We start from the raw sequence: 13,274 nt of genomic DNA, 5'->3' as shown, positions 1-13,274 counted from the left end.
ATGCGAGTAGTCGTACAAAATGACATTAATCGGGCGTACGGGAACCGGGCGACTCGGCGTCGGAGGGCGGGCGTCCGTGGTGCGCTCGCCGCCCTCGCGCTCGCCGCCGTCGTCTCCGGCTGCACCCAGCCCGGCGCCGACAAGGCCGCGCCTCCGGCACACGGCGCGCAGCCCCTCCACGCGCCCCCGGCCCGCGCGCTCGACTCCTACGCCTCCAGGCTGCGCGCCGCCTACGCCGCCCGGGTCGCCGCCGCGAAGCGCTGGGGGCTGGCGAAGGTGCCGCTCCAGGCTCCGCCGGCGCCCGCGCACAAGCCGGAGATCACCGCGCGCAAGGGCTTCGAGGTGGACGACCAGGAGGAGTTGAACCTCCCGCCGGTCTTCACGACGATCCCCACGAAGCAGAAGATCGTCTTCCTGACCATCGACGACGGCGAGAACAAGGACCCCGCGTTCCTGCGGATGATGAGCGACCTGAAGATCCCGTACACGGCCTTCCTCAGCAACTACCTGGTCAAGGACGACTACGGCTACTTCAAGAAGATGCAGGCCGAGGGCCACACGCTCAACAACCACACCCTCACGCACCCGTACCTGCCCGACCTGTCCTACGCCGAGCAGAAGCATGAGATCTGCGGCATGCAGGACATCATGAAGAAGCAGTTCGGCAAGGCGCCGACGGTCTTCCGGCCGCCGTACGGGAACTACAACCACGACACCCTCGTCGCCGCCAAGTCCTGCGGCATCAAGTACGCCCCGATCTGGGACGAGGAGGTCTTCGTCGACCACTGGGAGTACCGCGAGGACGACCTGCAGCTGCACCCCGGCGACATCGTCCTGACCCACTTCCGGGGCCGTGCGGACTGGAAGGGCACGATGGTCGACGACATGCGCCGCTTCCTCGGCAAGGTCACTGCCGAGGGGTACGCGGTGGCGCGCCTCGAGGACTACCTGTGAGGGTCCGGGTACCGGTGGCCGTCGCCCTGGCGGCCACCCTCCTCACCGGCTGCGCCCAGTCCGTCGACCCCATCGAACGGCTCGGCAAGAAGGCCGCCCAGCGCGTGCGCCCGCACGGCACGGCTCGCGAACAGCCGTACCGCCACTGGGGTTTGACGGCCCCCCTGGCCCCCGCTCCGAAACCGTCCCCCGGGCCCCCCGCCCGCTCGGCGGGCCCGGGCCTCCCACCCGTCGTGGACCACGTCCGCACCCGCGACAAGGTCGTCTTCCTGACCTACGACACCCGTGGCGGCGACCGTGACGAGAGCGGGAGGCCGGACCCGGGGTTCGCCGACATGGTCCGTGAACTCCGGCTCCCGGTCACGGTGTTCCGCACCGCGGCCGAACCCGGGCACGGCCACTTCGCGGGCCTGCCCTACACGGCCCAGCGCACCGAGATCTGCGGCCACCGGACCCGGCCCGCACCCCGTCTGCTCCGGCCGCCCCACGGCACGTACGACACGACGACCCTCCGCGCCGCCGCCGACTGCGGCATCTCCGCGCTGGTCCTGTGGCGGGCCGCGACGACCACCGGAACGCTCACCTACACGCGCGGCGACCACCACCTCGCCCCGGGCGACATCGTCCGCGTCGCCCCGGCCGACAGCACGGCCGGACTGCTGCGCGGCATCCAGGAACAGGGCCTGACGGTGGGCCGGCTGGAGGACTACCTCTAGGGCCTGTCCGGCGGATCCTGTCGCGGACGCGGGGGCTGATGAGGCACCGATGTCTACCTGCGACCTGATCCGCCGTACCGGAAGGATCTTGAGTCGGTGTTCCGGCAGGCGCAGGAACGGGAACCGGCCGAGGACGACCACGGGTTCCCGGGGCGGGACATCGTCGATCTGGTCCGGGGACGACTTCGCCATGATGCGGGAACTGTCCAACGCCGGTCGTCAATCAGCCCGTCCGGCGTCTGAGGACGAGGCCGAAGGCCGATGGCGGGGGTCTGGGGGCGCGGCCCCCAGGGGCGCCCACTCCGGCCGACGGTCACCAAAAAATCTGCCCAAGTGCCGCCGGCATTGGCACTCCGCTTGACCGAGTGCTAATCGCAGTCATAGTCTCAGGTCTGGCACTCCCCCCTGGAGAGTGCCAATAGCGACGGGCAGGTCCGGCACCCGCGACGACGGATCCACCTGGTCGCCACCTCAGACAGTTAACCCCGTGAGATCTCCGAAGGGGGAGGTCGGATCGTGACGACCACCAGCTCCAAGGTTGCCATCAAGCCGCTTGAGGACCGCATTGTGGTCCAGCCGCTCGACGCCGAGCAGACCACGGCCTCTGGCCTGGTCATCCCGGACACGGCCAAGGAGAAGCCCCAGGAGGGCGTCGTCCTGGCCGTGGGCCCGGGCCGCTTCGAGAACGGCGAGCGTCTTCCGCTCGACGTGAAGACCGGCGACATCGTGCTGTACAGCAAGTACGGCGGCACCGAAGTGAAGTACAGCGGCGAGGAATACCTCGTCCTCTCGGCCCGCGACGTGCTCGCGATCATCGAGAAGTAATTCGCTTCACGCACATTCAGTTTGTGAGCTGCGCCCCTGGCCCCCGCGACCTTATGAAGCCGGGCGTCAGGGGCGCGGTTCGTTTCACCCACGTTTTCCGAGAGGGCTGAACCGCTCCCATGGCGAAGATCCTGAAGTTCGACGAGGACGCCCGTCGCGCCCTCGAGCGCGGCGTCAACAAGCTTGCCGACACGGTCAAGGTGACGATCGGCCCCAAGGGCCGCAACGTCGTCATCGACAAGAAGTTCGGCGCTCCCACCATCACCAACGACGGCGTCACCATCGCCCGCGAGGTCGAGCTCGACGACCCGTACGAGAACCTCGGTGCCCAGCTGGTGAAGGAGGTGGCGACCAAGACCAACGACATCGCGGGTGACGGCACCACCACCGCCACCGTGCTCGCCCAGGCGCTCGTGCGCGAGGGCCTGCGCAACGTCGCCGCGGGTGCCTCCCCGGCCGCCCTGAAGAAGGGCATCGACGCCGCCGTCAAGGCCGTCTCCGACGAGCTGCTCGCCACCGCGCGGCCCATCGACGACAAGGCCGACATCGCGGCCGTCGCCGGTCTGTCCGCGCAGGACAGCCAGGTCGGCGAGCTCATCGCCGAGGCGATGGACAAGGTCGGCAAGGACGGTGTCATCACCGTCGAGGAGTCCAACACCTTCGGTCTGGAGCTGGACTTCACCGAGGGCATGGCCTTCGACAAGGGCTACCTGTCGCCGTACTTCGTGACGGACCAGGAGCGGATGGAAGCGGTCCTGGAGGACCCGTACATCCTCATCCACCAGGGCAAGATCAGCTCCATCCAGGACCTGCTGCCGCTGCTGGAGAAGGTCATCCAGGCCAACGCCTCCAAGCCGCTGCTGATCATCGCCGAGGACGTCGAGGGCGAGGCCCTGTCGACCCTGGTCGTGAACAAGATCCGCGGCACGTTCAACGCGGTCGCGGTCAAGGCCCCCGGCTTCGGCGACCGCCGCAAGGCGATGCTCGGCGACCTCGCCACCCTCACCGGCGGTCAGGTCATCGCCGAGGAGGTCGGCCTCAAGCTCGACCAGGTCGGCCTGGACGTGCTCGGCTCCGCCCGTCGCGTGACGGTCACCAAGGACGACACGACCGTCGTCGACGGTGCCGGTGACTCCTCCGAGGTCGCGGGCCGCGTCAACCAGATCAAGGCCGAGATCGAGAACACCGACTCCGACTGGGACCGCGAGAAGCTCCAGGAGCGCCTCGCGAAGCTGGCCGGCGGCGTGTGCGTGATCAAGGTCGGCGCCGCCACCGAGGTGGAGCTCAAGGAGAAGAAGCACCGTCTGGAGGACGCCATCTCCGCGACCCGCGCCGCGGTCGAGGAGGGCATCGTCTCTGGCGGTGGCTCCGCTCTGGTCCACGCCGCCAAGGTCCTCGAGGGCAACCTCGGCAAGACCGGCGACGAGGCCACCGGTGTCGCGGTCGTGCGCCGCGCGGTCGTCGAGCCGCTGCGCTGGATCGCCGAGAACGCCGGCCTGGAGGGCTACGTCATCACCTCCAAGGTCGCCGACCTGGAGCCCGGCCAGGGCTTCAACGCCGCGACCGGCGAGTACGGCGACCTGGTCAAGGCCGGCGTCATCGACCCGGTCAAGGTCACCCGCTCCGCCCTGGAGAACGCCGCCTCCATCGCCTCCCTCCTCCTCACGACCGAGACCCTGGTCGTCGAGAAGAAGGAAGAGGAGGAGCCGGCCGCCGGTGGTCACAGCCACGGCCACTCCCACTGACGCAGGTCGGTGAACCCGTAGTACACCGAAGGCCCGGCACCCCTCTGGGGGAGCCGGGCCTTCGTGCCACTGTCAGCGGGGCGGCTGCCGTCACTGCGGCCCGTACTTCCGCCCGGTCCTCGACGTGATCCCGCCGAGCACCGCCTGCGGAGTGATCTTCACCAGGCCCATCAGCGCCTTGTAGCGCGGGTCCGGGATCGACAGCGACTTGCCGCGCGCCAGATCCGCGAGTGCCGCCGCGACCAGCTTGTCCGCGTCCAGCCACATCCAGTTCGGGATGTTGTCCGTGCCCATCCCGGCCCGCTCGTGGAACTCGGTCCGCACGAAACCGGGCGCCAGCGCCATCAGCCGTACGCCTGTCCCGGCCAGGTCCTTCGCCGCCCCCTGGGTGAACTGCACCACCCACGCCTTCGACGCGCCGTACGTCCCGCGCGGCACGAAGGCCGCCACCGACGCCACGTTGACCACCCCGCCCCGCCCGCGCTCCCGCATCGCCTCGGTCGCCGCGCTGGTCAGCCGCAGCACCGCCTCGCAGTGCACCTTGAGCATCTTCAGCTCGTCCGCCATCGGTACGTCGAGGTAGCGGCCCTTGTTGCCGAAGCCCGCGTTGTTGACCAGCAGGTCGACCGGGTTCTTGCGGTCCGCCAGCCGGGCGGCCACCGTCTCGATACCCTCGTCCGTGGCGAGGTCGGCGGTCAGCACCTCCGCCTCGATGCCGTGCCGGTCGTGCAGTTCGGTCGCCTGTTCGCCGAGCCGCTCGGTGTTCCGCGCCACCAGCACGAGGTTGTGTCCGTCCGCCGCGAGCCGCCGCGCGAACGCGGCACCGATCCCCGCGGTCGATCCCGTAATCAATGCCGTTGTCATGGCGCAAGATTAGTGACCCGGGGCGACCGGGCCGGATCTCTGCACAGGCCCTCCCGATCCGTGACGAACACGTGTCGAACCAGGCGTCGAACGGGCCGTGACGGTAGGTCAGCCCGCGTGCTCCGCGACATATTTCCGGGCCTGCGCGAGAGCCTCCGGATGCAGTGCCTCGCCCGCCGGGAGCAGCCGCGGCAGCAGCGCCCGCTCGGTCGTCACGGCCCGGAACTGCAGGGCCACCGTCACCCCGTGGCCGGGCCGGTGCACGACCTCGATCGCGTCCCCCGCCCGGATCTCACCGGGCTCGATCACCCGCAGATAGGCCCCCGGCGCGCCCTTCCGGGTGAACCGCTTCACCCACCCCCGCTCGCCCAGGTGGTCCTGGAAGGTGCGGCACGGAATGCGTCCGCAGGTGACCTCAAGGACCACCTCGGAACCGATGCGCCAGCGCTCGCCGATCAGCGCGCCGGACACGTCGAGCCCCAGTGTCGTCAGGTTCTCCCCGAAGGAACCGCCGGCCAGCGGGCGCCCCAACTCCCGCTCCCAGTCGTCGAGATCCTCGCGCGCGACCGCGTACACCGCCTGGTCGTCGCCGCCGTGGTGGCGCAGATGACACACCGTGTCCCCGGCGAGACCGCTCCCGGCGATCCCCTTGGGGCCGGGCGCGCTCACCCGGACGGGCCCGTCGGTCGGCTGCTTGTCGATCCCCGTCACGCCGTCCGGCTGGTCCGTGTACGGCACGGCCGTGGCCCGGCCCAGATTCAGCGAGAGAAGCTTCATGACGTCACGGTAGGCGAGAGTGCCCCAAAGGTGTGGCGCATTATTCACCCGGACACCCAAGGTCGGCTTATGCTCGGCGCATGATCGAGGCCCGACATCTCCGTGTGCTGCGCGCCGTCGCCGCCACCGGCTCCTTCTCGGCGGCCGGGCGCGCGCTGGGCTGCACCCAGCCCGCCGTCAGCCAGCAGATGAAGGCCCTGGAGACCTCGGTCGGCACCCCGCTGCTGATCCGCACCGGCCGCGAGATGCGCCTGACCCAGGCGGGCGAGGCCCTGGTCCGGCACGCGGCCGGCATCCTCGCCGGTCTGACCGCCGCCGAGGAGGAGGTCGCCGCGATCGCGGGCCTGCGCGCCGGCCGGGTCCGCCTGGTCTCCTTCCCGAGCGGCAGCTCGACCCTCGTCCCCACCGCCCTCGCCGCCCTGCGCGCCGCCCACCCCGGCACCCGCGTCTTCCTGGAGGAGGCCGAGCCGCCGAACTCCGTCGAACTGCTCCGCGAGGGCGACTGCGACATCGCACTCGCCTTCCGCTACGAGACCGCGACGGGCGCCGAGGACTGGTCCGACCTGGTCGTACGACCCCTGCTCCGCGACCGCCTGGTCGCCCTGGTCCCGGAGAAACACCGGCTCGCGCGCGCGGGCTCCGTCGCCATCGGCGAACTCGCCGGGGAACCCTGGATCGCCGGCTGCCCGCGCTGCCGCGGCCAGTTGGTCGAGGCCTGCGAGACCGCGGGCTTCACCCCGCGCATCGACTTCGCGACCGACGACTATCCGGCGGTCGTCGGCCTGGTGAGCGCGGGCCTGGGCGTCGCCGTACTGCCCCAGCTCGCCATCGAGTCCGTACGGCCCCGGGGCGCGCGGACGGTGACCCTGGAACCGGCGGTGCGGCGGGAGATCGTCGCGCTGACCCTGCCCGACCTGGCGCAGGTGCCCGCGGTGGCGGCGACGCTGGACCAGCTGGCGCGGGCGGCACGCCAAAAGTAGGGGGCACGCGCACGCGTGCCCCTGTCGGAGAGCTTGTGGGAGACCTTGCTGAGGTCCCTGTTGGAGAAACGTTCCTTCAGTTGTTCGAAGCCATGTCCCCGGCGGTCGAGGCCGACACCAGCCGGTTACGGGCCCGCCCCATCAGTTCTTCGCGCTCGTCCTCGGTGAGGCCGCCCCAGACGCCGTACGGCTCGCGCACCGTCAGCGCGTGCGCCGCGCACTGTGCGCGGACCGGGCACCTCATGCAGACCTCTTTGGCCGAGTTCTCACGAGCGCTTCGTGCCGCACCGCGCTCGCCCTCGGGATGAAAGAAGAGCGAGCTGTCGACCCCTCGGCAGGCAGCCAGGAGCTGCCAGTCCCACAGGTCCGCGTTCGGTCCGGGAAGGCGGGAGAAATCTGCCATTGCGTGACCCCTTGCAGCCGTTATGGGCGGATACAGTGTCCACGACCGTACAACTACGATCTAAGGAGATGAAAATATGACTCATTGCGAATCTAGCCTCAGACACCAGTAAAAGGGAAGAAATAGGGCTGAATGGGGCACCGGTTGTGATGAAAGCTTGAGGGTCGGCCGCGCACGCCTCCGCCGTGTCCGCACCCTCACGTAGAGTGCCGAAGACGACACACGGCCCCGTAACTCTTTCGAGTGACCGTCGTTGAGAGTGCGAGGCGGTTGCAAACACAAGTGCTCGGGCAGGCGTCCGAGACGGTCGACCGCACAGGTGACGATTTCGTACCAGCCTGGAGGCTCAAGGTGACGCGCATCAGCTGCGGAGGGCGGCCATGACATCCGTCCTCGTCTGTGACGACTCCCCGCTTGCCCGAGAGGCGCTCCGCCGGGCGGTCGCGACCGTGCCCGGTGTCGAGCGCGTGACGACCGCGGCCAACGGGGAGGAAGTCCTCCGCCGCTGGGGCGCCGACCGCTCGGACCTCATTCTGATGGACGTACGCATGCCGGGACTCGGCGGTGTCGAGACCGTGCGGCGGCTGCTGTCCGCCGACCCGGGCGCACGCATCATCATGCTCACCGTCGCCGAAGACCTGGACGGCGTGGCCCTCGCGGTCGCGGCCGGCGCCCGCGGCTATCTGCACAAGGACGCCTCACGCGCCGAACTGCGGGCCACGGTCACCCAGGCCCTCGCCGACCCGACCTGGCGACTGGCCCCGCGCCGGCTGCGGTCCGCCGAGATGGGCGCCGCGCCGACGCTCACCGCGCGCGAGATCCAGGTCCTCGAAGGGATGAGCCACGGCCGCTCCAACGCGGAGATCGGTCGCGAACTCTTCCTCTCCGAGGACACCGTCAAGACCCACGCCCGACGGCTCTTCAAGAAACTCGGCGCCTCGGACCGGGCGCACGCCGTGGCGCTCGGTTTCCGCTGGGGTCTGGTCCGTTAGGGCCAGGTCAGTGGGTCGTAGCGGGGGTACGGGAATCCCCGCCTGCCTCAGGGCGGGCGGGGAGGGTGACGGGGCCCGGCGGGCGCCCGCTGCTCGTTTCGCCGCGGATGCCGCATCCTTGAGGTGTGGAGTTCCTCGGGGACGAGTCGGTCGAGCGGGAGGGGAGGGCGCAGGAGATGAGTTCCGGCGCACCTGCTCATAACGCTTCGGTGCACAACAACGGACGCGGTGCCACGGACCACACGGCCGCAAGGCACCATGGACCGATGCGTGACGACGAGGGGGCCAGTGCCCAAGGGGCGATTGGTGGGCTCGTCCTTCGCGCGGTCGACGGAGACGAGCAGGCCACCCACGATCTGCTCGCACACGTACACCCACTGGCCTTGCGTTACTGCCGCACCCGTCTGTCCCGACTCCCGGGCGACGCACGGCACTTCGTGGAGGACCTCGCCCAGGAGGTCTGCGTAGCGGTCCTCCTCGCACTCCCGCGCTACAAGGACACCGGCCGCCCCTTCGAGGCCTTCGTCTTCGCCATCGCCGCCCACAAGGTCGCCGACCTTCAGCGGGCCGCGATGCGCCACCCCGGTTCCACGGCGGTGCCGTCCGACGAGATGCCCGAGCGGCCGGACGACTCCCTCGGACCCGAGGAGCGCGCCCTGCTCAGCAGCGACGCCGAATGGGCCAAGAAACTCATGGCCAACCTCCCGGAGAACCAGCGCGAACTGCTCCTGCTGCGCATCGCCGTAGGCCTTACGGCCGAGGAGACCGGCCAGATGTTGGGAATGTCACCCGGCGCCGTCCGGGTTGCGCAGCACCGCGCGCTGAGCCGGTTGCGGGCGCTGGCCGAGCAGTAGGGCCTGTGCGGCTGCTGCCTTTGGCGGTGGCGCCCTTCTTGAACAGTCGGCCGACGGCACACGTACGAACATACGAAGCCCGGAGTGAGCCGTAGCCGTGGAATCGTGGAATTCGGGGACCGTGCTTCCCGTTAGCATGGACATCCGCACCGATCAAGGCCATTGGGGAAGGTGTCATGACTGCCAACGTCGACGGAGTGCCCGCCAAATTCGCGACACTGGGGCTGACCTACGACGACGTGCTGCTGCTGCCGGGCGCATCCGAGGTGCTCCCGAACGCGGTCGACACCTCGTCCCGCATCTCGCGCAACGTCCGGGTCAACATCCCGCTGCTCTCCGCGGCGATGGACAAGGTGACCGAGTCCAGGATGGCCATCGCGATGGCCCGCCAGGGCGGCGTCGGCGTCCTGCACCGCAACCTGTCCGTCGAGGACCAGGTCAACCAGGTCGACCTCGTGAAGCGCTCCGAGTCCGGCATGGTCACCGACCCGATCACCGTGCACCCGGACGCCACGCTCGCCGAGGCCGACGCCCTGTGCGCCAAGTTCCGTATCAGCGGCGTCCCGGTGACCGACGGCAACAAGAAGCTGCTCGGTATCGTCACCAACCGCGACATGGCCTTCGAGACCGACCGGTCCCGTCAGGTGCGCGAGGTCATGACCCCGATGCCCCTGGTGACCGGCCAGGTCGGCATCACCGGCGCCGACGCCATGCAGCTGCTGCGCCGCCACAAGATCGAGAAGCTTCCCCTCGTGGACGAGGCGGGCATCCTCAAGGGCCTCATCACGGTCAAGGACTTCGTCAAGGCCGAGCAGTACCCGCACGCCGCCAAGGACGCCGAGGGCCGCCTCATCGTCGGCGCTGCCGTGGGCGCCAGCCCCGAGGCGCTGGAGCGCGCCCAGGCCCTCGCCGAGGCCGGTGTGGACTTCCTGGTCGTCGACACCTCGCACGGCCACAACAGCAACGCCCTCAGCTGGATGTCGAAGATCAAGTCGAGCGTCGGCGTCGACGTGATCGGCGGCAACGTAGCCACCCGCGACGGCGCCCAGGCCCTGGTCGACGCCGGTGTCGACGGCATCAAGGTCGGTGTCGGCCCCGGCTCCATCTGCACCACCCGCGTCGTCGCCGGCATCGGCGTCCCGCAGGTCACCGCCATCTACGAAGCCTCCCTCGCCGCCCGCGCGGCCGGCGTTCCGCTCATCGGCGACGGCGGCCTCCAGTACTCCGGCGACATCGGCAAGGCGCTCGCCGCCGGCGCCGACACGGTGATGCTCGGCAGCCTCCTCGCGGGCTGCGAGGAGTCCCCGGGCGAGCTGCAGTTCATCAACGGCAAGCAGTTCAAGTCGTACCGCGGCATGGGCTCGCTCGGCGCGATGCAGTCCCGCGGCCAGGGCCGGTCGTACTCCAAGGACCGCTACTTCCAGGCCGAGGTCGCCTCCGACGACAAGCTCGTGCCCGAGGGCATCGAGGGCCAGGTGCCCTACCGCGGCCCGCTGGCCAACGTGCTGCACCAGCTCGTCGGCGGGCTGCGCCAGACCATGGGCTATGTCGGTGCGGCCACCATCGGGGAGATGGAGACCAAGGGCCGCTTCGTCCGGATCACCTCGGCGGGCCTCAAGGAGAGCCACCCGCACGACATCCAGATGACGGTCGAGGCACCGAACTACAGCCGCAACAAGTGATCGCCACGCGCGCGTGAAGTGAGTCGAGGGCGGCTCCGGAGCATCCGGGGCCGCCCTTGTCGTACCCGTCGGCGATACTGGAAGACGCTGAGACGCAAGAAGGAAAGGCCACACACGTGACTGAGATCGAGATCGGGCGCGGCAAGCGCGGCCGCCGGGCGTACGCCTTCGACGACATCGCCGTCGTCCCCAGCCGCCGTACGCGGGACCCGAAGGAGGTCTCGATCGCCTGGCAGATCGACGCCTACCGCTTCGAACTGCCGTTCCTGGCCGCCCCCATGGACTCGGTCGTCTCCCCGGCCACCGCGATCCGCATCGGCGAGCTCGGCGGCCTCGGCGTGCTGAACCTCGAAGGCCTCTGGACCCGGTACGAGGACCCGCAATCGCTCCTCGACGAGATCACCGAGCTGGACGCGGACGCCGCGACCCGCCGTCTCCAGGAGATCTACGCGGCTCCCATCAAGGAGGAGCTGATCGGGCAGCGCATCAAGGAGGTGCGCGACTCGGGCGTGGTCACCGCCGCCGCGCTCTCCCCGCAGCGCACGGCCCAGTTCTCCAAGGCCGTCGTCGACGCGGGCGTGGACATCTTCGTCATCCGCGGTACGACGGTCTCGGCGGAGCACGTGTCGGGTTCGCACGAGCCGCTGAACCTGAAGCAGTTCATCTACGAGCTGGACGTCCCGGTGATCGTCGGCGGCTGCGCCACGTACACGGCGGCCCTGCACCTGATGCGCACGGGCGCGGCGGGCGTCCTGGTCGGCTTCGGCGGCGGCGCCGCGCACACCACGCGCAACGTCCTGGGCATCCAGGTCCCGATGGCGACAGCGGTCGCGGACGTGGCGGCTGCCCGCCGCGACTACATGGACGAGTCCGGCGGCCGGTACGTGCACGTCATCGCGGACGGCGGTGTCGGCTGGTCCGGCGACCTACCCAAGGCGATCGCCTGCGGCGCCGACGCGGTCATGATGGGCTCCCCGCTGGCCCGCGCCACGGACGGCCCCGGCAAGGGCCACCACTGGGGCATGGAAGCGGTCAACGAGGAACTCCCGCGCGGCAAGAAGGTCGACCTCGGCACGGTCGGCACGATCGAGGAGATCCTCACCGGCCCGTCCCACGTCCCCGACGGCTCGATGAACATCTTCGGCGCGCTGCGGCGGGCGATGGCGACCACCGGCTACAGCGAACTGAAGGAGTTCCAGCGCGTCGAGGTGACGGTCGCGGACTCACAGCACAAGCGGTAGGCGGTAGGCGGTTCTACGACGCCTCGAAGGGCCCGGGCTGGGTGGTCCGGGCCCTTTTGTGTGCCCAAGTGGGGGTGGTGGGGCGCGTGTTGGGATTAGGGGGGCGCACGGTTGCGTTCGGGGCGAAAGTTCGCTGGTGGGGCGTGTCGGGGCGGTAGCGTCCGTGATCGGCGCCCCAGTTGTCTGGGGTGCTCCCTTCGACGGAAATCGTTCCGGACCCGGGCTCTCGGGGCCAGGCCCGAATTCCAGACGAACCGCCTACCGGGCTAATGGGCGGCCTCGTGGAAGGGGGCGCCCATGGGTCGCCACCGCAAGCCCACCCGCTGGGACCGGATCCGTCTTCGGATGGTGAAGCAACGGAGGAGGTGGATCTTGTGGATGTACGGCGGAAAGTGAGCGGCCACCCCCACGACAACTAGGGGTGGACACTCCGTTCACTTTTCAGGAGCTCACCGCAGCAGCCACTGCGGTGGGCTCCACCTGTTTCTTACGTTACCGGCGCCCCGAGTCACACGCCACCAACCCCCGACGCACACCCCGCCTCAAGCGCCGCCCCTGCACTCCCCGCGCGCCGGGGTCAGAGCGCCGCCTTCTTGGCGCCGGAGAACGCGGCGAACGCGGCGATGGCGAAGAAGACGAAGGTGAGCGGGTCGGCGTCGGCCTTCCAGGCGTCCTGGACGACGTCGAAGTGGTCGAAGAACACCTTGCTGAAACTCACGCCCAGCTCGTCCGCGCCGATCATCGCCTCGCCGACCAACTGGCCGAGGTAGACCGCGCCGAGGGCCAGGACGGCGCTGACCACGGGAAGCGCGGGGTTGCGCCCACCGAGCCTGCCCGCCGCGAGGCCGATGCCGAAGCCGACGCCGACCGCCGCCCAGCCGATCTCGTGCTTGGTGGTGCCGATGACGAAGCCGTAGACACCGGCGGCGATCAGCGCGGCGACGACGGCGGTCACCAGGCCGAGCGCGATGTTGTTCAGCAGGGGAGCCGACGGGGTCGGCGGGGCGTACGGCGCGCTCGGTGCCGGAGGCGGCGGTACGGCGCCGGGCTGCTGGGCGTACGGGTTGCCGTCGACCGGCTGCGGCTGGGCAGGTGGCTGTGGTGGTGTGACTGACTCGCTCATGACAGAGATCCCCCCACGGGATGTGAAGACAGGAAAGGTGAAGCAGAGATGCGCGCGCACGGATATGCGACAGCTGTGCGACGAGTGAGGGGAGATTAGCAGGTCGAAGTGGCCCTGT

The 13,274-nt window shown here is 69.8% G+C and carries 13 protein-coding genes; 9 read left to right on the top strand and 4 right to left on the bottom strand.

From position 1 onward, the window contains the following. From OH768_RS20710 to groL, 4 genes are all read left to right on the top strand, one after another. Entirely contained in the window at window positions 1-954 is a 954-nt protein-coding gene (locus OH768_RS20710; protein ID WP_406455697.1) for a polysaccharide deacetylase family protein, read from the top strand. Further along, window positions 951-1,670: a hypothetical protein gene (locus tag OH768_RS20705; protein WP_406455695.1), complete on the top strand. Its 720-nt coding sequence runs from the start codon at window positions 951-953 to the stop codon at window positions 1,668-1,670. The genes OH768_RS20710 and OH768_RS20705 overlap by 4 nt, the downstream gene beginning before the upstream one ends. A gap of 516 nt (window positions 1,671-2,186) precedes the next feature. After that, a complete protein-coding gene (groES, locus tag OH768_RS20700; RefSeq protein ID WP_019066754.1) occupies window positions 2,187-2,495 on the top strand; it encodes a co-chaperone GroES in 309 nt (102 codons plus the stop codon). A 119-nt stretch (window positions 2,496-2,614) separates the two neighbouring features. After that, on the top strand, window positions 2,615-4,240 hold the full coding sequence (gene groL / locus OH768_RS20695) for a chaperonin GroEL (protein ID WP_362974832.1): 1,626 nt from the start codon (window positions 2,615-2,617) through the stop codon (window positions 4,238-4,240). A gap of 90 nt (window positions 4,241-4,330) precedes the next feature. Here groL and OH768_RS20690 read toward each other — a convergent pair whose 3' ends face one another. Together OH768_RS20690 and OH768_RS20685 are read right to left on the bottom strand one after the other, a co-directional pair. Next, complete coding sequence (locus tag OH768_RS20690) at window positions 4,331-5,104, bottom strand: SDR family NAD(P)-dependent oxidoreductase (protein ID WP_406455693.1); 774 nt, start codon at window positions 5,102-5,104, stop codon at window positions 4,331-4,333. 108 nt (window positions 5,105-5,212) lie between these two features. After that, window positions 5,213-5,881, bottom strand: a complete 669-nt coding sequence (locus OH768_RS20685) for an MOSC domain-containing protein (RefSeq protein WP_406455691.1) — start codon at window positions 5,879-5,881, stop codon at window positions 5,213-5,215. Between the two features lie 80 nt (window positions 5,882-5,961). On the opposite strand from OH768_RS20685, the gene OH768_RS20680 reads away from it, so the two are divergent. Next, complete coding sequence (locus OH768_RS20680) at window positions 5,962-6,861, top strand: LysR family transcriptional regulator (RefSeq protein ID WP_406455689.1); 900 nt, start codon at window positions 5,962-5,964, stop codon at window positions 6,859-6,861. 76 nt (window positions 6,862-6,937) lie between these two features. On the opposite strand, the gene OH768_RS20675 is transcribed toward OH768_RS20680, so the two are convergent. Beyond that, entirely contained in the window at window positions 6,938-7,264 is a 327-nt protein-coding gene (locus OH768_RS20675; RefSeq protein ID WP_406455687.1) for a WhiB family transcriptional regulator, read from the bottom strand. A 380-nt stretch (window positions 7,265-7,644) separates the two neighbouring features. Here OH768_RS20675 and OH768_RS20670 point away from each other — a divergent pair, with 380 nt between their 5' ends. The 4 genes from OH768_RS20670 (at window position 7,645) to OH768_RS20655 (ending at window position 12,033) form a co-directional block, all read left to right on the top strand. After that, a complete protein-coding gene (locus OH768_RS20670; protein WP_003948568.1) occupies window positions 7,645-8,256 on the top strand; it encodes a response regulator transcription factor in 612 nt (203 codons plus the stop codon). Window positions 8,257-8,522: 266 nt separating this feature from the next. After that, window positions 8,523-9,110 carry a sigma-70 family RNA polymerase sigma factor gene (locus tag OH768_RS20665; RefSeq protein ID WP_200715865.1) on the top strand — a complete coding sequence of 196 codons (588 nt, stop codon included), beginning with the start codon at window positions 8,523-8,525 and terminating at the stop codon, window positions 9,108-9,110. Between the two features lie 176 nt (window positions 9,111-9,286). Further along, window positions 9,287-10,792: an IMP dehydrogenase gene (gene guaB, locus OH768_RS20660; protein WP_406455684.1), complete on the top strand. Its 1,506-nt coding sequence runs from the start codon at window positions 9,287-9,289 to the stop codon at window positions 10,790-10,792. A 116-nt stretch (window positions 10,793-10,908) separates the two neighbouring features. Further along, entirely contained in the window at window positions 10,909-12,033 is a 1,125-nt protein-coding gene (locus OH768_RS20655) for a GuaB3 family IMP dehydrogenase-related protein (protein ID WP_200715867.1), read from the top strand. A gap of 577 nt (window positions 12,034-12,610) precedes the next feature. Here the strand turns inward: OH768_RS20655 and OH768_RS20650 are convergent. Further along, complete coding sequence (locus OH768_RS20650) at window positions 12,611-13,156, bottom strand: hypothetical protein (RefSeq protein WP_406455682.1); 546 nt, start codon at window positions 13,154-13,156, stop codon at window positions 12,611-12,613. Between the last annotated feature and the right edge of the window lie 118 nt (window positions 13,157-13,274).

The sequence above is a fragment of the Streptomyces sp. NBC_01622 genome, from assembly GCF_045209635.1.
Taxonomy (GTDB): domain Bacteria; phylum Actinomycetota; class Actinomycetes; order Streptomycetales; family Streptomycetaceae; genus Streptomyces.
This window is presented reverse-complemented; position numbering and strand designations above follow the sequence as displayed.

Bases quoted from the DNA above. Each gene is read 5' to 3' on its own strand.
- OH768_RS20710 (WP_406455697.1), top strand. From the start codon at position 1: ATGCGAGTAGTCGTACAAAATGACATTAATCGGGCGTACGGGAACCGG.
- groL (WP_362974832.1), top strand. From the start codon at position 2,615: ATGGCGAAGATCCTGAAGTTCGACGAGGACGCCCGTCGCGCCCTCGAG.
- OH768_RS20690 (WP_406455693.1), bottom strand. From the start codon at position 5,104: ATGACAACGGCATTGATTACGGGATCGACCGCGGGGATCGGTGCCGCG.
- OH768_RS20685 (WP_406455691.1), bottom strand. From the start codon at position 5,881: ATGAAGCTTCTCTCGCTGAATCTGGGCCGGGCCACGGCCGTGCCGTAC.
- OH768_RS20680 (WP_406455689.1), top strand. From the start codon at position 5,962: ATGATCGAGGCCCGACATCTCCGTGTGCTGCGCGCCGTCGCCGCCACC.
- OH768_RS20675 (WP_406455687.1), bottom strand. From the start codon at position 7,264: ATGGCAGATTTCTCCCGCCTTCCCGGACCGAACGCGGACCTGTGGGAC.
- OH768_RS20670 (WP_003948568.1), top strand. From the start codon at position 7,645: ATGACATCCGTCCTCGTCTGTGACGACTCCCCGCTTGCCCGAGAGGCG.
- OH768_RS20665 (WP_200715865.1), top strand. From the start codon at position 8,523: ATGCGTGACGACGAGGGGGCCAGTGCCCAAGGGGCGATTGGTGGGCTC.
- guaB (WP_406455684.1), top strand. From the start codon at position 9,287: ATGACTGCCAACGTCGACGGAGTGCCCGCCAAATTCGCGACACTGGGG.
- OH768_RS20650 (WP_406455682.1), bottom strand. From the start codon at position 13,156: ATGAGCGAGTCAGTCACACCACCACAGCCACCTGCCCAGCCGCAGCCG.